This window comes from Burkholderia sp. AU45251 (genome assembly GCF_030482905.1).
In the GTDB taxonomy this organism is placed as follows: domain Bacteria; phylum Pseudomonadota; class Gammaproteobacteria; order Burkholderiales; family Burkholderiaceae; genus Burkholderia; species Burkholderia aenigmatica.
On the sequence record NZ_JAUJQH010000004.1, the window covers coordinates 232,567 to 251,142 of the forward strand.

Annotated in this window: 16 protein-coding genes and 4 pseudogenes; 12 read left to right on the forward strand and 8 right to left on the reverse strand. The window is 62.3% G+C overall.

All coding sequences use genetic code 11. The features are described 5' to 3' along the window. Nucleotides 1–152: 152 nt before the first annotated feature. The 4 genes from QZM67_RS12675 to QZM67_RS12690 all read left to right on the forward strand — a co-directional run bounded on the left by QZM67_RS12675 (nucleotide 153) and on the right by QZM67_RS12690 (nucleotide 3,813). Nucleotides 153–872: a hypothetical protein gene (locus QZM67_RS12675; RefSeq protein ID WP_301803404.1), complete on the forward strand. Its 720-nt coding sequence runs from the start codon at nucleotides 153–155 to the stop codon at nucleotides 870–872. Beyond that, a complete protein-coding gene (locus QZM67_RS12680; RefSeq protein WP_301803406.1) occupies nucleotides 869–1,795 on the forward strand; it encodes a 3-oxoacyl-ACP synthase in 927 nt (308 codons plus the stop codon). The genes QZM67_RS12675 and QZM67_RS12680 overlap by 4 nt, the downstream gene beginning before the upstream one ends. Nucleotides 1,796–2,139: 344 nt before the next feature. Next, nucleotides 2,140–2,922 (forward strand): autoinducer binding domain-containing protein, encoded by a 783-nt coding sequence (locus QZM67_RS12685; protein WP_301803408.1) that lies wholly within the window; start codon nucleotides 2,140–2,142, stop codon nucleotides 2,920–2,922. A gap of 237 nt (nucleotides 2,923–3,159) precedes the next feature. Then, complete coding sequence (locus tag QZM67_RS12690; RefSeq protein WP_301803409.1) at nucleotides 3,160–3,813, forward strand: acyl-homoserine-lactone synthase; 654 nt, start codon at nucleotides 3,160–3,162, stop codon at nucleotides 3,811–3,813. 65 nt (nucleotides 3,814–3,878) lie between these two features. On the opposite strand, the gene QZM67_RS12695 is transcribed toward QZM67_RS12690, so the two are convergent. After that, a complete protein-coding gene (locus QZM67_RS12695) occupies nucleotides 3,879–4,445 on the reverse strand; it encodes a hypothetical protein (protein ID WP_301803412.1) in 567 nt (188 codons plus the stop codon). Between the two features lie 685 nt (nucleotides 4,446–5,130). Here QZM67_RS12695 and QZM67_RS12700 point away from each other — a divergent pair. Continuing rightward, complete coding sequence (locus QZM67_RS12700) at nucleotides 5,131–5,424, forward strand: H-NS histone family protein (RefSeq protein ID WP_301803415.1); 294 nt, start codon at nucleotides 5,131–5,133, stop codon at nucleotides 5,422–5,424. A gap of 348 nt (nucleotides 5,425–5,772) precedes the next feature. Here the strand turns inward: QZM67_RS12700 and QZM67_RS12705 are convergent, their stop codons facing one another. Continuing rightward, nucleotides 5,773–7,026, reverse strand: a complete 1,254-nt coding sequence (locus tag QZM67_RS12705) for a site-specific integrase (protein ID WP_301803418.1) — start codon at nucleotides 7,024–7,026, stop codon at nucleotides 5,773–5,775. A 177-nt stretch (nucleotides 7,027–7,203) separates the two neighbouring features. Between QZM67_RS12705 and QZM67_RS12710 the strand changes: the two are divergent. Beyond that, a pseudogene (locus QZM67_RS12710) lies at nucleotides 7,204–7,516 on the forward strand (hypothetical protein); the annotation flags it as partial. Nucleotides 7,517–7,909: 393 nt separating this feature from the next. On the opposite strand, the pseudogene QZM67_RS12715 reads toward QZM67_RS12710, so the two are convergent. The 5 genes and pseudogenes from QZM67_RS12715 to QZM67_RS12735 form a co-directional block, all read right to left on the reverse strand. Beyond that, nucleotides 7,910–9,229 (reverse strand): annotated as a pseudogene (locus QZM67_RS12715) (exo-beta-N-acetylmuramidase NamZ domain-containing protein); the annotation flags it as partial. Next, nucleotides 9,223–10,305, reverse strand: coding sequence for a putative glycoside hydrolase (locus QZM67_RS12720; protein ID WP_301803420.1), 1,083 nt, complete (start codon nucleotides 10,303–10,305; stop codon nucleotides 9,223–9,225). The gene QZM67_RS12720 and the pseudogene QZM67_RS12715, both read right to left, overlap by 7 nt. Continuing rightward, nucleotides 10,298–11,002, reverse strand: coding sequence for a polysaccharide deacetylase family protein (locus QZM67_RS12725; protein WP_301803422.1), 705 nt, complete (start codon nucleotides 11,000–11,002; stop codon nucleotides 10,298–10,300). The genes QZM67_RS12720 and QZM67_RS12725 overlap by 8 nt, the downstream gene beginning before the upstream one ends. A 20-nt stretch (nucleotides 11,003–11,022) precedes the next feature. After that, a protein-coding gene (locus QZM67_RS12730; protein ID WP_301803424.1) for an IS5 family transposase occupies nucleotides 11,023–11,840 on the reverse strand; the annotation gives its coding sequence in 2 pieces (ribosomal slippage) (nucleotides 11,023–11,492 and nucleotides 11,492–11,840; 819 coding nt in all). A 108-nt stretch (nucleotides 11,841–11,948) separates the two neighbouring features. Continuing rightward, a pseudogene (locus QZM67_RS12735) lies at nucleotides 11,949–13,073 on the reverse strand (IS3 family transposase). 86 nt (nucleotides 13,074–13,159) lie between these two features. Between QZM67_RS12735 and QZM67_RS12740 the strand changes: the two are divergent. Further along, nucleotides 13,160–13,579, forward strand: a pseudogene (locus QZM67_RS12740) (IS3 family transposase); the annotation flags it as partial. 137 nt (nucleotides 13,580–13,716) lie between these two features. Here the strand turns inward: QZM67_RS12740 and QZM67_RS12745 are convergent. Then, nucleotides 13,717–14,637, reverse strand: a complete 921-nt coding sequence (locus QZM67_RS12745) for a LysR family transcriptional regulator (RefSeq protein WP_301803426.1) — start codon at nucleotides 14,635–14,637, stop codon at nucleotides 13,717–13,719. An 81-nt stretch (nucleotides 14,638–14,718) separates the two neighbouring features. Between QZM67_RS12745 and QZM67_RS12750 the strand changes: the two genes are divergently transcribed. Genes QZM67_RS12750 through aroE form a run of 5 tightly spaced genes read left to right on the forward strand, consistent with a single transcriptional unit; the run spans nucleotide 14,719 to nucleotide 18,572 of the window. After that, nucleotides 14,719–15,669 carry a ketopantoate reductase family protein gene (locus tag QZM67_RS12750; RefSeq protein ID WP_301803429.1) on the forward strand — a complete coding sequence of 317 codons (951 nt, stop codon included), beginning with the start codon at nucleotides 14,719–14,721 and terminating at the stop codon, nucleotides 15,667–15,669. Then, complete coding sequence (locus QZM67_RS12755) at nucleotides 15,666–16,058, forward strand: VOC family protein (RefSeq protein WP_301803433.1); 393 nt, start codon at nucleotides 15,666–15,668, stop codon at nucleotides 16,056–16,058. The genes QZM67_RS12750 and QZM67_RS12755 overlap by 4 nt, the downstream gene beginning before the upstream one ends. A 2-nt stretch (nucleotides 16,059–16,060) precedes the next feature. Beyond that, nucleotides 16,061–16,519, forward strand: a complete 459-nt coding sequence (locus QZM67_RS12760; protein ID WP_301803436.1) for a MaoC family dehydratase — start codon at nucleotides 16,061–16,063, stop codon at nucleotides 16,517–16,519. Beyond that, nucleotides 16,519–17,739 (forward strand): CaiB/BaiF CoA-transferase family protein, encoded by a 1,221-nt coding sequence (locus QZM67_RS12765; RefSeq protein ID WP_301803439.1) that lies wholly within the window; start codon nucleotides 16,519–16,521, stop codon nucleotides 17,737–17,739. Before QZM67_RS12760 ends, QZM67_RS12765 begins: the two co-directional genes overlap by 1 nt. Beyond that, nucleotides 17,739–18,572: a shikimate dehydrogenase gene (aroE, locus tag QZM67_RS12770; protein WP_301803442.1), complete on the forward strand. Its 834-nt coding sequence runs from the start codon at nucleotides 17,739–17,741 to the stop codon at nucleotides 18,570–18,572. The genes QZM67_RS12765 and aroE overlap by 1 nt, the downstream gene beginning before the upstream one ends. The last annotated feature ends 4 nt before the right edge of the window (nucleotides 18,573–18,576 follow it).

An 18,576-nucleotide genomic window follows, 5' to 3' on the forward strand; every position in this document is an offset into this window, starting at 1 on the left:
CTTCAACCAGAAGCGCTGCAATCAGCGCAGCGCCGTACGAATGTCGTTGTGTCCCCGTTGAGCGCGATACGGATCTATCCGGACTCGCCGCGAAAGTGGCGCAGACAATATGTGCTGCACGGCCAGCCAATGCAGCGCCGATCGATATTGCCATGTTCAGTCACAGTAGCCTCAACGAGCATGTGTCCACAACGACCGCCGGACGCTTGCGCGCAGTAATCGGCACGCCCTGCTTCCCATTCTCCGTCTCCCAACAGCAGGGGGTCTCCACATTCACAGCGCTCCAGCTGGCGAGTGATCTGCTGATTGCGGAGCCAGAAATCCACGCCATCTTGATCGTCGCTGCAGAAAAGTGGTGTCCGCCATTCTCACGATGGACAGATCAGGGAATCGTGCAGGGCGACGCAGCCGGTGCCATCCTGGTGGAACGCTCCAGACCCGCGTCTTGCGGACTGGTGGTGATCGACGCACGCGCCAGCCGCCTCCACCGGTTCGCGACACCCGCCCCGCTCTCAAGCCTAGATATCCGCACAGATTGGGTTCCGGCGCTGCGATCAACGATCGACGCGATACTACGCCGGCACGCGCTTCAACCGAACGACATTGGCACCGTCGTAGGAGCAGGGATAGATCCGCAACTTGATGAAGGTATTTGCCGACATCTCAATCGCCGTGTCATTGAGTTTTCCGACCGCCGCCGCGCCCATTTGGGTGCAGCCGAACCTATCGTGCAGCTCGCCGATGCACTCGAATCTCACGATCTGTCAGTGTGCGATCGAATCCTGACGTGGGGCATCGGCCTGGGCGGCTTCGTCGGTTGCGCACTGTTCGAATCGCATGGCAGGCCGCTCTTATATCTCAATCCGCCATGAGCGCTTCTATCGGGATCGCCCATACCGCTTACTATCTGCCTGAGCCGGCCGAGGATGTCCGCAGCTGGGCCCAACGAACGAAGCAGTCTGCCGAGACCGTCAAACGCCTCGAAAAAGCGGGGGTGCGCTCGTTCTATGACGCTCGGGGACAGACTGCGCTTTCGCTAGCCACGAACGCCATCAAATCGCTCGTTCGTGCGACCCAGCTTGGACCCGACACGATCGACTTTCTCGTCTACGTTCATACGCTTCAGGGCAGCGTCGCCCCTCCGCCGCTATCCCTGCCACGCCTGCTATGCGAACACTTTGGTTTCAAGCAAGCGGAGGCATTTTCGTTTGCACAGCAGCATTGCGCCTCATCACTGGGCGCGCTACGAATCATTCGCGCGATGTTTACCGCCCGTCCCGCCATCAACCGCGGCCTGCTGGTCGGCGCAGACGTCATGCCCCTCGCAAGCGACCGGTCAATAGCCGGGGCCGGATTGCTCAGCGACGGCGCATGTGCTGTGCTCGTCGAACGCAATGCCTCGATCAATCGATTGGTCGCGCTGGCCTTTCACGCGAGTGGAGAAGGTTGGCGAGGCACACTGGGAGAAGATGAATCGCGTTTCGCGGCTCAGTACTTCTTTGCGGCGCGTCGACTCGCGACGCAAACGAGCGCCGAAGCAAATGTGCCCCCAACCGAGATTCAGCGCATCTTGCCTTCCCATCTTGATCTGCCAACCTGGCGCCGAACTGTCGCATCGCTTGGCCTTCCAGCAAGATGCCTGTTTACTGACAACTTTGCCCGCGTCGCGCATGTGACGGTCAGCGATCCATTCATCAATCTCGCCGACTGCGATGATCTGGTTCCCGGTAAGCCTTTCCTGCTATGCGCCCGCGGAGTGGGAGGATTTTCCGCGGCAGCACTCTTCGTTCGCTAACAGGATCGTTGAATTCAGGAAATTTCGCTGATGGCGCGGCACGTGGTCGCTAAATACGTTGCAATATCGTTCTCGTTCCGAGACGGTGACTTTTAAAAATAAAATCGCGTATTAAATTATTACAATCTATTGGATGACGTTCCTATTCTAACCATTAGACTCCACACTAGCTACGCACCCAACGTCCATCTCGATGTGACCTCCGACGTCGGCCATCGCTTAGCGGGTACGCGGGTATTCAGTACCCCACTACTATACCGTTTGCCGGAGTCGTTGCCACATTGCTGGCGCCCTGCTCCAGCATTTCTCTTGAATACCACTAGGCAATAAGTGAGGTAGAAGTCATGAGAACGCGATTTCGGCATCGCACAAGCAAAAAAGCGTCCAAGCCGCCACCGTGGAATGTCACATTAGCCACCCGAATGGCGCCAATCCTGTCTCTCTTTACCGATGCAAAGGATATTTCTTCACTTTCCGACTTGCTTGGCAATGCGGTGCTTCCATTGGGTTTTCCATGTTACGCCGTCACGCGGATCGCCCTGACATGCATCCGCTCTAGACCCAGCATGTCAATGGAGGCAATCTGCTCGCATTATCCCAACAACTGGGTGCAGCACTATCTACAGCACAACTATGGCCTCGTCGATCCCGTACATCGAGCGGCTTTTACCTCCTCCGGACCTTATCGCTGGGGTGATATTACCGACTTGAACCACGATGAGCGACATGTGCTTGTGGAAGCATGCGACGCCGGACTCAAAAACGGGCTGAGCATTCCAATTCGTGAGGTCGGGGGCAGTGTTTTGCTCATCAATCTGTCTGGGTCGTCATCCCGTATCAATGCAGAGACGAGCCGGCAGCTCGCGAGCGTAATCAGCAATCTATTTCGTTTGGAGCTGGATCGGCTCGCCCCTCCCCACTCGAAGGAATTCATTCAGCTTTCCCCGCGTCAGCGCCAATGTCTTTCATGGGTCGCACAAGGAAAAACATCGTCGGATATCTGCATGATTCTCGAAATATCACGCCATACTGTCGAATATCATATCACTGAAGCAATGAGGGTCCTGAACGTGAATAGCAGGATAGCAGCCGCCGTCATTGCCTCCAATTACGGCCTCCTTGATTAGCCATCTTATTTTCAGTCAAAGTTGCCCGCGTGTAAGCGTGTCGCTGACATGATTTAACCATGCCCCCGCCCCCTCGAATCCCATATATTGAATAATTCTGGATCAGCCAGAGATATTCAATCTCGCACGGATAATGTGCGGTCAATATTCATTTTCACCTCCTCCCTACCTAACTAGTTCCTGTTGTTGCCTCGACTTGATACGGTGGCGCCCATCGATAAACGATGGAGAACGCAAATGCCACTCATTATCGCGGGTAGGTTGTGCGACTTGCCGCTTGAACTTCGTGATGGACTCGGTGCGTTCCGGTACGACGTGTTCGTGCGCCGCCTCGGCTGGCCGCTACCCGATGTTAAGGAAAATGAAACCATAGAATGGGATCACTTCGATGGCGAAAACACCATTCAGGTTGTTGAACTCACTTCCGAAGGGCAGATATGTGGTTGCGCACGTCTGATGCCAACTACCGCCCCGTACCTGCTCCGAGAACTACTTCCTCGCTCGTCGAGCCTCGATTTTCCCTCGTCACCCACCGTATGGGAGCTATCGCGGTTCGCCGGCTCGGGCATGCAACTCTTTCCCTATGTTATGGCCGTCGCCGTATCCCTCGGCGCGACCTGCATCATTGGTGTCGTCACCCAGGCCATCGCACGACTGTATCGCCGCTTTGGCCTCGATCTTCAGTATGTGGGACCTCATCCGGAGACCGCTAGCTCTCCGTTCGTCGTTTGTGCCATTGATCTCACGCCCGCCGCGTTCGCCAAACTTGGATCCGATCTCGATAGTCTCCGATCTTCAATCACGTGGCATGGTCCGCTCACGCCGAATGTTCGTGGCTCGGTGGTGGGGACGGTACCACGCGCTGCTCGTTGCGCGGCAGACGTGCAATAGATCCCGTCCCGTCGGCGACCGTCGCGCTTCGCCGAAATTAGTGCGCTCGACTTCCACGACTACAACTAGGATGTGGATCGCCGGTGGTGATGCCGGTTATCCGCATCCTTTACCCAATCCGGCCGGATGGCGGAGGCGTAGGCCTGACCGGTCCGTGAACCTTCGCCGCTTGCCTGTGCCCTCAGTCCGAGACGTTCATCAATCGCACGAGCGACAGTCGAAGATTTTGGCAGGCGGCCGTCACCGCAGTCCGCCCAGAACACATGCATCGCTTCGAACAACACTGAGAGGATCGCGGTCAGGTAAGGCAGGCGAACGACTACACCGCCTCTCATCGAATTGCCATCAACATGACCGTCGTGATCGCTTGGTACGTCGGCCGGCAGATCTATCCGCAGCGCGTCAAGTTCACGCTGCAATCGCTCTTCAACGCAGTAGTGCGCGGTCGCCGAGTTCGCTAGGACCTTGCCAAGCTCGCACAGCTTCTCGTCTTTCAGTTGAACGCATCTTGTGAGACGACGAATCTGCGTTTCGGCCCTTCGCAACCGAATCTGTAAGGTCGCGCAATCGCAGGCCGGTGCCGAGCATGCGCTTGTATCACTCGATCGCCAAACATTATCGCGTTGCTCCATAGCAGGCCTCGCCTCGAACGTGGCGATATGTACTCCACACACCGCGAGAAATCGGACCGATGATGCACCGACCTGGCCGGACTCATCGCACCGGCACAAATCAGTTCATCTTTTTTCGTTCCTTCTCGCAACAGTGTCAACTGTGAAGATTGGGGGGCACCGATCAGCGCGTCTGCGAAGTTGAACGATATGAAAAAACGGAACGTCCAATCAAAACATTGGTGTAGAGTCGGGGCTGTCAGGTGCACGAGATCACGCACGTCCAGAAAAATAACGTGGTTTGTCTGACGTTTTACTCTTTGGCACGGCCTGGCGAATACAAAAATAGCTCTCCTCATTGTGCCTGGGACGTAATCCAATAGAGAGGGCCGCCGCCCCCTGCCGGATCAGAGCGGTTGACCGTACATCGGTGGGCGACGTACGGTCGCACAACTGTTTGCTGATGATCGTCGGCAATTTGCATACCCAACTGCAATAGTCCAATGTACGGCTTCGATGTCCCACCAAATTCGCAGTCTCGGAGACGATAAATGATCGACTCCTGGTCCAAACGATGAGAGAATCGCGCAATCGTTCCAATTGCGCTGCCGGCAATGATATGTTGCAGACCCGATGCGTCGCGCTGAATTGGGCTCTTCGAAACGACCATTTCAATACTGTTTCTTTTAACCACGTGGAGTGAAGAATGGCCACCTATCAAGAGTTGAAAGCCAAGGCTGAAGCACTGCTCGTGCAAGCGGAAGAAGCTCGGCAGGCCGAACTAGCGACCGTGCTTGAAGAAGTTCGCGCGCGGGTTCAAGAGTACGGACTCACGCCGGACCAGATCTTCGGCCGTAAGCGCGTACGTAGCGCGAATGGCAGCCAACCTGCAACGCCGAAGTATCAGGATCCGAAAACGGGCAAGACGTGGAGCGGGCGTGGCCGCGAACCGTCATGGATCAAGGGTAAGAAACGCGATCGCTTCTTGATCGCTGAATGATCACGGCAGCGTAGCGATCGGTCGTCCTACCGACCCGCTTTGGGGCCCGCAGCTTCATACTGCGGGTCCGGTTGATCTGTATCAAGCCGTGCCGGCCCAACCGATTCAGATCCGCCTTAGCTGACCAACGGTGAAGACTCCCTGCGGTCCTTCGGAATCCATGCCGTTCGTCTCGGCGGCGACTCTATTTCACACATAGCAGCGATACCACCAGATGTCGATTAATGCGGCCTGCATTGCATCAGGATCAGGCGACATGCCGACGACACTGCCTCGCACTCGCGATATCGGGCAAGTGCGAACCCGCCCGGCTCGCAGCACCGTTTCCGGAACAAAGGCAGCGTCGATTTAGGCAGCGAACGTTTGCGGCATGACCGATGCCATTGACGCTTCAAGCGTGCGTCCGCCTGAACAATACGCCCCCCAGTCTTCCATCATGAGCCGCCGTCTTTCGAGTTGATCGCGACGCCGATAAGCCGCTATCGTCTGCGAAGTAATGATGTGCGCCAAGGCTTCTTCTGCCAAAGAGTCCGGATAGTCGGTGCATTCGGCGACCCAGTCACGAAATGTCGACCGGAAACCGTGCACAGTGATCCCAGAGTACGACATGCGTTTCAACAGGGCCAGCATTGCCATGTTCGACAACGGGCGTCCTTCCGTGCAACCGGGAAACAGATAACCATATTTAGCCTTGGGTAGCGCAGCACGGACAACTTCGACGGCTCGCTCACAAAGCGGCACGCGAAGCGGCCGACCGCTTTTCGTGCGATCGCCCGAGATGCTCCAGACGCGACTGTCGAGATCAAATTCGTCGACCCGTGCAAACCGTGCCTCGTTCGTGCGAGTCGCCGTGAGAATAAGCAGGTGCAGTACCCGTGCCGCGCGCCGGGGACGGAGTTCCAGTTCACGGACGAACGTCGGCAGGTCTTCCCAAGGCAGCGCAGGATGATGCTTTATCTGCGAGCGTTTCTTCGAGCGCGGCAACACCAGTTGGAGATGGTCAACGTACCGAGCAGGGTTGCCGCCGGTGCGGTGCCCCATCACGGTCTCCGCGTCGAGGATCGCCTTGATGCGACCGCGCACCCGGCGTGCCGTTTCTGCCTTTTTGGTCCAGATCGGCTGCAGGATACGCACAATCATCGCGATGTCGATGTCGCGCACGCGCGCATCGCCGATAACGGGATAGGCGTAGGTCTCCAGTGTATTGCCCCATTGCTGGACATGCTTGCGGTTTCGCCATTCCGGTTCACGTGCGCGGATGAACGCTTCAGCCGCCTCACGGAACGTCACATTGGCGTCGACCGAGATATCAAGCTGTCGCCGACGCTGCTCTTCGCGCCGGGCGAGGATGGGATCGATCTGGTTACCGACCATCTCGCGATATCCGATGGCCAGTTTCCGGGCTTCCCCAAGCGAGACTCGCGACAGCGGTCCAAGGCCCATTTCGCGCACGCGACCATCGAGCTTGAAGCGAAACACCCATGAGCGCGCGCCGCTGTCTGCAATCTGCATGTAGAGGCCGCCACCGTCCGAGTAATGCCCGGGATTCACCGCCTTCGCAGCGCGCAGCGCGCTGAGTCGATGCAATTGTCGTCCCGCCATATCGCCCTCCTTTCCTACCCACAAAACCCACGCCGCTACCCATACTTCGTGCGGAAATTGTGCGGGACGCGAGGGGAAGCCGCAAGCATGCGGCTACCCACAAATCGCTTTAAAATCAGCGATCTACGACACGTTTACGGAAGCCACCGGAATGCGCGGGAAGCCTTGACTGGCGGAAGCCCGCTTCCGTCGAACTATCTGTTCATCGCATACGGCCTTTCCGGACTGCCGCTCAGGATCATCGCCGCGGCGTTCTTCGTCGGCCGTGCCACGACCTTTGCGATCTGGGCGCACCTCGGCCGCTTCGCGTCGACGCGGCCGGACGTGGAGTCTGGGATTCGAAGGCAGTTACCTCGGCGGATACTTCGTCGTCACGCAACTGGTGTTGCTCGGCGTCGTGTTCGCGTTGATGAAGCTCGATTGGCACGCGCTCCTCAACGAACGCCGGTTGACGTTCCGGCGCGGCCATCCTCCGCACGGCGCGGAATGACATCCCGCATGTGCGCCGTGCCGATCGCCTGCGTCAGCCGCGTCGGCGGACCGTTGCCGCTCGTCGCACAGTCTGTTCGTCCGCGTCGACGACCGACTAGCTGGCCGCCGCCGTTTCATCGGCCGGCTATGAGGTTGACCGGATCGGCTATTGGGTGAACCAGCATGGCTGGCATTTCGCGCAACTGTCGCAGGCCGGCCACGAATTCACGCTGATGTTGTTCGTGTTTGCAATGCAGATCGCCGCATTCTGAATCGGAACCGGCGCCCGGCGCATTCGCCTTGTCTCGGCAGATAGCTCCCGCACCGAACTGTTGCAGGCAGCGCGTTCGATATTGCGCAGACGCCGCCGCGCGCCTACAGGCGTCACGTCCTCCGTCCGTTCGCCACGCGCTCAGTACAGCAGAAACGCGGCCCGCTCACCGGCGAACGCCGTATCCTGAGCATCGACCGCCCGCTCGATCTCGTCGAGCGGCCGCCCCGCTTCGAGCATGTCCGCCACCTCGCGCGAGCCGACCGATGCCCGTATCGCGTCGATGCTGAACTGCGCCGGATAACGCCGGCGCAGCGCCAGTGCGAGCGCCAGCCCGAGCTTGCCCGGCCGTGCAGCGCCGGGCGACCGTTCGATGCGCACGCCTTCGCACACGCTGCCCCGATACGGCCCTTCCGTCGGCACGAATCTGACCGGCGAGAACGTTGCATCGAGCCGCATCGCGCGAAGATCGTCCGCGAGGCGACGCGCATCGATCCACGGCGCGCCCACCACGCTGAACGGCGTCGCCGTGCCGCGGCCGACACTGATCGCCGCCCCCTCGATGAGGCCGGTCTCCGGGTACAGCGACAGCGCGGCGCCGTCGCGCAGGTTCGGCGATGGCGGCACACGGCCGAGCCCGGTATCGTCGAAGCGCATCGTGCGTACGTAGTTCGCCATCGGCACCACGGTCAGCGCGGTGCCGATATGCAGGCGGTCGTTGAACAGCCGTGCCAGTTCGCCGAGCGTCATGCCGGGCTGCAGCGGCAACGGGTAATAACCGGTGAACGTCGTTGGCCCGGCATCGGCCACGGGGCCGCCGAATACATCGCCGCCCAGCGGGTCCGGCCGATCGAGCACGAGCACCGGGCGATGCGCGGCGGCGGCGGCTTCGAGCGCGTAACCGAGTGTGGCCAGGTACGTGAAGAAGCGTACGCCCGCATCCTGCAGGTCGATCACCAGCACGTCGGCATCGGCGAGCAGCGCCGGCGCGATCCTGCGGCGCTCGCCATAGAGGCTGTGAACGACCAGACCGGTCGCGCCGTCGAGCGTGTCGCTGAACGTTTCGTCGACGTCGGTGCCGAGCCCGTGCTCGGGCGCGAACAGCGCGACGAGCCGCGCGTCCCGCGCCTGCGCGAGCAGGTCGACCGTGCGCCGGCCAAGCCGGTCAAACCCGCAGCGATTCGTGACGAGCGCAATGTGCTTGCCCGCCACGGCCGCGAACCCGCTCGCCGCCAGTACGTCGATACCGGTCTATACCGGCCCGCGCGATATCGGCAAGCGGGCGGCTCGCGCGACGGCCGCCGCCATCTCGGGCACGCGCGTCGCAATCCGCGACGACGTCACCGGCGCGGTCTCGCTCGATGTGATGCCGAGCACGAGCGCGCGCAGTGGCATCGCCGTGCCGGTTTCGTCGGGATATAACCGGCTCGTCAGCACGATCGCGAAGCGGCGTGTCACAACCCGGTGCGGCGCTTCGCCTCCTCCAGCGACCGCGAAACGATCTCGCCCGGATGCTCGGTCGGTTTCCGGCAACCGGGCAGGCCCCATGTGAAGCCGGACGGATACAGCATCGGCGACACGTAGTCCACCACCCGCACGAGCGCATCGAGCCGCTGTCCGATTGCCGTATCGTCCGCGTTCCAGCAGACGTACCCGAAAATATCGGCCGACAGGTAGAGGTTGTACGGCTGCAGCCGCGCGCGTGCGCCGGTCAGGAATCCGCTGAGCGCGGCGACCCGGTTGGCCTCGGTATTCGGCTCGGCGAACCGCGGGCCGTTGGCGTCGGGAAACCGCAGGTAGTCGAACTGGATTTCGTCGAAACCCATGCGGGCCGCCTCTTCGGCAACATCGTAATTGTGTTGCCAGGCCGCGCGCGACGTCGGGTCGATCCAGCGCTGATGCTCGCGGTCCTGCCAGATCTCGCCGGCTGCATCGCGCACGGCCCACTCTGGATGAGCGCGCGCGAGCGGATCGTCCTTGAACACGACGATGCGCGCGATCAGGTAAAGGCCGCGTGCGTGGAACGTCCGCAGCAGATTCGGCAGATCGGGCGGACGAACGATCGCGCCGGATACATTGTTCGCGGCGCCGACAATTTCGCGTGCCTGACTGCGATAAGGCGTCACGCCGCTGTCACCCTTCACGTCGATGACGAGCGCATTGATCGCCGTCTTGTTCTGGAGGGCCAGCGCCGCGTCGCGCAGCGCGCGATCCGCAACACCGTAAGCGGACAGGTAGACGGCCTTCGGGCGCATCGGCGTCATGCGGATCGTGTGCGCGACCGCGGCCGGCGTCAGCGTGACTTCCGTTCGCGCGTAACCCGCTGCACGCACGCTGACGCGTGTACCGCCCGCATCGAGCTCCAGTGAAAGCGCACCATCGCGATCCGCGGTCCGGCTCACGCCCGCCGCATGGCCGATCGCACCGGCCAGCGGGCGCCCGCTCGTCGCATCGACGACCATGATCGCGACCGGCGCCGCCTCGGCGGCGAAACCGGCAAGCGACACGAGCAGGCAGACGAACAGACGCTTAATCACGGCTTCCTTCGGCGGTTCTCAGCAATTCGTTCATGCATCGTCTATCGCACGCGTCCGTCATCAGATAGCGCGGCAGCGCCATGGCCGGGTCGGTGACACGAACGGGACGCGCATCGAGCGTGAACGCCGCGACGTAGCCTTCGCGAACGGCGAGCTCATCGGTCAGCGCATCGTGGATGCCGAACGGCCAGGCCAGCAGCCTGACCGGCTGGCTGGTTTCGGCCTCGAGCCGGGCGCGCTCGGTGCGGAAACTCGGATGCCAGACCGTATGCGACTCGATGTCGAATCCGCTGGCCTGCCCGAGCGTGCGAAGTTGGTCCCACGTCATCGCGTAGCGGGCATTGGAGAGGGCCGATGGATAAATGAACAGCGTGACCGGCACCGGATGCGCTGCCAGCAACGGACGCAGCACCTCATAGACGGAGCGGTGGCCGTCATCGACCGTGATCGCGACCGCGCGCGCCGGCACGGCATCGCGCTGGCCCTCGTGCCAGCGTACGACGTCGGCGAGCGGCACGATGCGATAGCCGTTGGCCTCGATCGCCTGCAGGTGGCTGCCAAACGTGTCGATGCGCACCGTCATCGAATCGAGACGCGCGGCGGCGAACCGGTGGTAGACCAGGACCAGGCACGCTGGATCACCGGCGACACGCTGCGCGTGGATGGCGGCTCCAGGCTCTGAGCCACTGCCGCCCATTCAATCTCTTAGAGACGGTTTCATAAAGACTGCTCGGCGCGCCGGAGCGTATTCCAGCAGATCAGGCAGCAACCGAGTTTGAGGAACGCGCCGTGAATGTCGGCACGGCGTTCGAAACGAATACGGAGGCGACGGAAGTGATGCAGCCAAGCATGCGTGCGTTCAACGACCCAGCGATATTTTCCAAGGCCGCTGCCGTGTTCGGTACGACGCTTGGCAATCACCGGTTCGATACCACGATTGCGCAACGCTTTTCGATGTCGCTCGGAGTCGTATCCGGGGTCGGCGTAGACCACACGCGGTCTCTGCAGTGGGTGGCCGCGCAATCCGCGAATCGGTGGAATCGCGTCGATCAGCGGCAGCAATTGCGTGACGTCGTTGACGTTCGCGCCGGTCAGGATCGCGGCAAGCGGCGTGCCGTTGGCATCGGTGACGATGTGGTGCTTCGAACCGGGGCGAGCGCGATCGGTAGGGTTTGGCCCAGTTTTTGGCCTGCCCCAACGGCGCGAATCGATGACGAATCGACAGCGGCTCGCGAGAAGTCGATCTGGTCTGCTGCTCGCAGCTTCGCGAGCAGCAGCTCGTGCAAGCGGTCCCACACGCCGGCCGCCTGCCAGTCGCGCAGCCGCCGCCAACATGTCACGCCCGAGCCGCAACCCATCTCGGCAGGCAGGTCGCGCCAGCGTAGTCCGGTCTTGAGAACGAACAAGATGCCGGTCAGCGCGGCGCGATTCGAAACAGGCAGGCGGCCCGGGTTCTTCTCGCGCCGCGGCTTGGATGGCGGCAGTAACGGCTCGATCAGTGTCCACAATTCGTCGTCGATGATCGGCTTGCCCATCTCCTCGGCCTCGGTTGTTCCGATGCCTGAGGTTAACAGCTCGCCGCGAAAGTTAACAGGCCCACGGGCTCTTTTTGAAACCGTCTCTAAGTGGAACGTCCGAGGCAATCATGCTGCCGGTTTGATCGCAGGCAGCGTCGCGAAGTATGCCTCATCCGGCGTCCGATCCGCCAGGCTCGAATGGGGCCGTTTCCGGTTGTACAGCTCGATGTAGTCGCCGATGGAGCGCCGGGCATGGCTGACCGACTCGTAAGCTCGCAGGTAAATCTCTTCGTACTTGACGCTGCGCCACACGCATTCGACGAACACGTGGTCGCGCCACGCCCCTTGCCGTCCATCGACAGCCGCACGCCCCGGCTCAGCACGGCCTCAGTGAACGTGCCCTGGCTGCCCTGATCGGTGTTCACGATGTCCGGCAGTCCGTAGCGGGCGAACGCCTCTTCCAGCGTCTCGACGGCGTGCGTGGCTTCCAGCGTGATGGCGATCCGGTGCGCGAGAATCTTGCGACTCGCCCAGTCCACCACCGCCGTCAGGTACACGAAGCCGCGCGCCATCGGAATATGCGTCGTGTCGAGGGCGAACACCTGATTGGCACGGTCGATCTTCATGCCGCGCAGCAGGTACGGCCAAATCTTGTGCTGTGCGTTGCGCCGGCTCGTGTTCGGCTTGCAGTACAGCGCCTCGACACCCATGCGCTTCATCAGTGTGCGTACGCAACGGCGACCCACCCCATGACCTTCCCGGCGCAGCAGGCGCACCAGCATCCGTGCCCCGGCAAATGGAAACTCCATGTGCAACTCGTCGATTCGCCGCATCAGCAACTGATCTACCTCACTCACTGGCTGTGCCCGGTAATATGCGCTCGATCTCGCGATACCAACCAGTCGCGTCTGTCGCGAAACCGGCAGCGCATGCGTACGGTCAATCATCGCTTTGCGCTCAGCAGTCCGGCTTTGCCGAGCGCTCCTGACAAAAAATCGTTCTCCAGCGTCAACTGTCCGATCTTCGCGTGCAGCGTTTCACGTCCACCGGCGGCTCGTTCGACGGTGGACCGGCGGCGCCGAACACATCCACCGCACGCTCCTGCAGTTGCCGCTTCCACTCCGTAATCTGGTTCGGGTGCACATCGAACTGCTGCGCCAATTCGGCCAGCGTGCGCTCGCCCTTGACCGCCGCCAGGGCCACTTTCGCTTTGAACGCCGCTGAGTGCGTCCGTCGGGTTCTCTTCGTCATCTTTTCGGTTCCTTTGCCTGCATTATCGCGGGCTCAGGCCCCGGGCATTCCACTTACCCGACTGTCCGAATTTGCGCGGCCACCTCTTGGCACGATGGTACCGTGCGTTCATTGAGGTTGGCGATTTGCCGGCGGGCTATCGCCGCTCCAGGCCACGATACTCCACCGAACAGAAGCAGATCGCGGTCGAGCGTTATTTGAGTCATGGCCGCAATTTTGCTGGGACCACTATAGCACTGGGGTATCCGTGTCGCGCAGTGCTGGCCGCGTGGGTCTACGAGCTGCGCCCCGATATTCGGAAGCGTCTTGTCAGCAATGCTCCGAATGTACCGTCGTCCCCAGTGTTGAAGCAGACAGCGGTCATTGAGCTGTGCACCACAAACGGAGGTGCACGTGTGATCGCAGAAAAGATAGGCTTGAGCAGGCCGACGCTATACAACTGGAAAAATAAGCTACTCGATCGTGAGGCTCCGGCATCCATGAAACGCCATAAGAATCTGGCAGCGGCGTGAAGCGCCCCCGTTTTGTACTTCCATGCTGGGGCAACGATGCCTACCTCTCGTTATCGTTGACAGAGCACAACATCGCCGACCGGGTCACCTTCCACCTCGACGAAACACACCGTTTTCCCAAACGTCGTCGATCATTGCGATACGCCGAACAATCGAATCACCACCCCGCGCAGCCACCGGCTGCCTGCCTCATGGTGATACCGCGCGTGCCAATGCTGCCTTACCGCGAAGCCTTCGACCGGGATCGGGCACGCATGAACCGCCAGATCGCTCGCTTGAGCCAGTGTCTGGCCGATATGACGGGGTAGCGTCGTGATCAGATCGGTCGTCTGGACGATCGCACCCAAACCCAGAAAACCCGGCAGTTCCAGCACGACGTCTCGCTCGATGCACGCCTGTCGCAACGCCTGCTCGAGGAGTTGCGCCCCTGTTCCCCCCGTAATGGCGACATGTCCTTCGGAACGATACTGCTTTGCCCCGAGGCGACCGCGAACCCTCGGGTGATGCCGGTTGGCCAGGCAGACCCAGTCCTGGTCGTACAGCTTCTGCTGATAGATGCCGCCGCCAAGCCAGGGCACATAACCGATCGCGAGGTCGGCTTGGCCCGATTCGAGCGCGCGCTCCGTATTGCCGTCGATCCGCGCCACTTCCAGCCGGACGCCGGGCGCCTGCGCCCGGACATGGGCCAGCAGCCGCGGAAGCAGCGTGATGTGGCTCGCGTCGGTCATGCAGATGCGAAAGCGCCGCTGGGCCGTCGCTGGATCGAACGCGATCTCCCACGCGGTGAAGCGCCGCAGGGATTCGAGAATCTCCCGGCAAGGCCCGATCAATGCGTCGGCTTGAGGCGTCGGCGCCATCCCCCCTGGCGTTCGGATGAAGAGCGGATCGTGCAGGTGTTCCCGCAAGTGCCCGAGCCAGATGCTGACGGTGGGCTGGCTCTGGCCCAGTTGCTCGGCAACTCGCGTGACGCTGCGCACATCGTACAGAAGATCGAATAGCTGCAGCAGCTTCAGGTCGGGCAGATCGGCGGGCATCGTCGCATTATTGTCCATGGCAATGACGTCATTGTATCCATTGCATTGTCGGCATGAGCGGCGGCTCCTATCGTGACGCCATACGTCAAGGAGAAGTCATTGAAAATAGCCATTCTGGGCGCTGGCGCACTGGGCTGTGCGATCGGCGCCACCCTCACCCAAGGCGGCCACGAAACCTGGCTGATCGACCGCTCGCCCACGCACGTCGATGCGATGCGCCGTGACGGCCTGCGCGTCGACGCTGCCGGCGGCACCCGGCACGTACGCGTCCACGCGACGACCCGGGCGGCCGATGTCGGCACGGCCGACCTCGTCGTCGTGCTGGTCAAGTCGTTCCACACCGACGCGGCCATCCGCGGCGCCCAGTCGCTGGTGGGGCCGGATACCGTCATGCTGTCGCTGCAGAACGGCCTCGGACACGAGGACATCCTGATCGACGTCGTCGGCCGCGAGCGCGTCCTCGCAGGCAAGACCTACGTTGGCGGCGTGCTGCGCGGCGCGGGTCATATCGAATCCGGCGTGATCGGCAAATACACCTATATCGGCGAACTCGACGGCCGCATCACACCCCGCGTGCAGGCAATCGCCGCAGCGTTCAACGCCGCCGGCCTTGCCACGACGATCAGCGACAACATCGTCGGCACGATGTGGGACAAGCTGCTGGTGAATGTCGCGACGGGCGCGCTGACGGGCCTGACCGGCCTCACCTACGGGCAGCTTTACGACGAGCCGCTGTTGAAGGCGACGTCGCTCGCGGCCGTGGCCGAGGCGATCGCGGCGGCGCAGGCAGCTGGGGTGAAGCTTTCGATGACCGATCCCGAACAGGCATGGACGCTCGCCGCCGAGGGTCTGCCCGCGACGTTCAAGACGTCGATGCTGCAGAGCCTGGAGAAAGGCTCGATCACAGAGATCGACTTCATCAACGGGTCGGTCGTGCGCTGGGGGCTGCGTTACGGCGTGCCGACCCCGGTCAATGCAACGCTCGTCGCCTGCATCAAGGGGCTGGAACGCGCGATGGCCGATCGCCAACGGAAGGAGGCCGCCGCATGAGCATCCCGAAAGCCTATCTCGAACACGTTGCGATCTGGGTGAAGGACATTCGCTGGCACATCCGCTTCTTCGAGGACGTGCTCGGCATGACCTTGCGCGAAGTGGACGGCACGCTCGACGCACCACGCCAGTACTGGACGCTCGGCGGCCTGCAGTTCATCCACGCGCCGGAACACGAAGGCCCGGAAGGCCGGCTCGCCCATCTCGGCGTGATGTGCGAGGACCTCGAGGCCGCGCTGGCCGCGGCCCAACGATTCGGCATAACGGAAATGCCGCAAGGGCGGAACTGGCTTCGCCTGCCCGACGGGCTGGCCGTCGAACTGATCCAGGCCAGACCGGCTTCTTGCGTCGCGCAGGCGCTGGCCATCAACCCGCGCGCGGAGGCGTGATCATGACGATCGTCGAGAAATACTGGGACGACGCCCGCGAGGGCGACGTATGCACGAGCCCGAGCTACATCGTGACCAAGGAGCGCATTCTCGCGTACGCCGAGCTCACCGGCGACCATACGCCCGTCCACGTGGACGAGGAATACGCGAACGCGAGCCATTTCGGGTGTCTCGTCGCGCACGGGCTGTTCGGCTTGTCCATCGCCGATGGCCTGAAGACGCAGAGCGACTATCGCTTCCTGCCGGGCATGTCGCTCGGCTGGACCTGGGACTTCCTGCTGCCGATCAAGGTCGGCTACGTGCTTCATGTCGAGTTCCGCGTCGGCTCGATGCGGGCCAGCAAGAGTCGACCGGATTGGGGCATCGTCGTGCTGCCGTCGGAACTGATCAATCAGGATGGTCAGGTCGTTCAACGCGGCGAGCATCGCCTGATGGTGCCGCGCCGCCCGGAGGCACGGTAATGCAGGCTCGTCCACTCGAAGGCATGCGCGTCGTCGACTACAGCCACTTCCTTGCCGGGCCGTATGTCGGGCGCTGTCTCGCGGCGCTCGGCGCCGAAGTCATCAAGGTCGAGCGCCCCGGGTCGGGCGACGCCGGACGGCAGCACGCGACCGTGCTCGACGACCAGCAAAGCGGCTATTTCCTGCAGCTCAACATGGGCAAGCGCGGCGTGAGCGTCAACATGAAAGACGCGCGCGGCAAGGCGTTCATGCAGCGGCTGTGCGACTCCGCCGACGTGTTCATCGAGAACTATCGGCCGGGCGCGCTGGACAAGCTCGGGCTCGGCTACGCCGAATTGTCGGCACGCAATCCGGGCCTCGTCTACTGTTCGATTTCGGCATACGGGCATACCGGTCCCGATGCGCATCGTGCGGGCTTCGGGCTGATCGCCGAAGCCAAGAGCGGGATCATGCAGATGGTCGGCACGCCAGGCGAGCGGCCGCCGCTGCTGCGCATCTCGCTCGGCGACATGTACACCGGCATTCACGCGGTCGCGGCCATCAACGCCGCGTTGCTGGGGCGCGTGAAGAGCGGTCGCGGGCAGCACATCGACATGGCGCTGTACGACACGCTGGTATCGATGCACGAATATGCGGTGCAGTGCTACACGTTGCAGGGCGTGCTGCCCGAGCAGACCGGGCACGACATGCCGACCTCGACGCTCTATGGCGTATTCCGCGCCGCGGACGGCGATCTCGTGATCGCCGCACAGGTCGACGACGCGTGGAAGCGCTTCGCCGAACTGATCGCCACGCACGGTGGCCCGGCCGGCTTCGGCACCGACACCCGGTTTCACGGCAGCACCGGACGCAACGCGCACCGTGAGGAGATTCTGTCGGTGGTCGAGCCGTGGGTAGCCGCACGTTCCGTCGCGTCGGTGCTCGAACTGCTGGACGGCATCGACGTTCCGTGCGCGAAGGTGCAGCGCATCGACGAGGTATTGAACGATCCGCAGATCCAGGCCAGAGGCATGGTCGTCGAGCAACAGCATCCGCGCTACGGGACGCTGCGCCTGCCCAACCTGCCGTTCCGGTTTTCCGATTGCGATACGACGATTCGCGACGTCGCGCCCGATCTCGGGCAGCACAACGCGGACATCGCGCGCTCCCTCGGGTTCGATTCGGCGGAAATCGACGCGATGCAGGCCGATGGCGTCCTCTATTCAAAAGCGAGCCAATGATGACCGACCGATACGCGGTGATCGGCAATCCGATCGGACATACGAAATCCCCACTGATTCACGGTCTCTTCGCGCAGGAGACGCGGCAGGACATTCGCTATACGGCCATCGAGGGGCCCGTCGCGCCGGCAGGCGCTTTCGCGGCCGCGGTTCGCGCGTTTTTCGAGGACGGCGGCAAGGGTCTCAACGTCACCGCGCCGTTCAAGCTCGACGCGTTCGCGATGTCGGACGAACGCAGCGAGCGTGCGCAGCTCGCGGGGGCGGCCAACGCGCTCAAGCTCGACGGCGGCCGCATCCTGGCCGACAACTTCGACGGCATCGGACTGGTTCGCGACATCGAAGCGAACCTCCATCTGCCGATGGCCGGCAAGCGCGTACTGGTGCTCGGTGCAGGCGGCGCGGCACGCGGCGCGCTGTTGCCGTTCCTCGAAGCGGGACCGGCCGAACTGGTCATCGCGAATCGCGATGTCGACAAGGCGCGCGCACTGGCCGCGCAGGTTGCCGGACGCGGTCCGCTCGTCGCCGGCGGCTACGCGGACCTCGCACGGATGGGGCGTTTCGACCTAGTCGTCAATGCCACGTCGGCCAGCCTGACCGGCGACCTGCCGCCGGTCCCGCCGAGCGTGTTCAGTCCGGCCGGCACGGCCTACGAACTGGCCTACGGCAAGCGCCTGACACCGTTTCTCAGGCTCGCGAAAAACGCTGGCGTTCACGGCATCGCGGATGGCGTCGGCATGCTGGTCGAGCAGGCGGCCGAAGCATTCGCGTGGTGGCGCGGCGTACGCCCCGAGACCGGTTCGGTGATCGATCGGCTGGCCGTGCCCTTTGATTGAACAC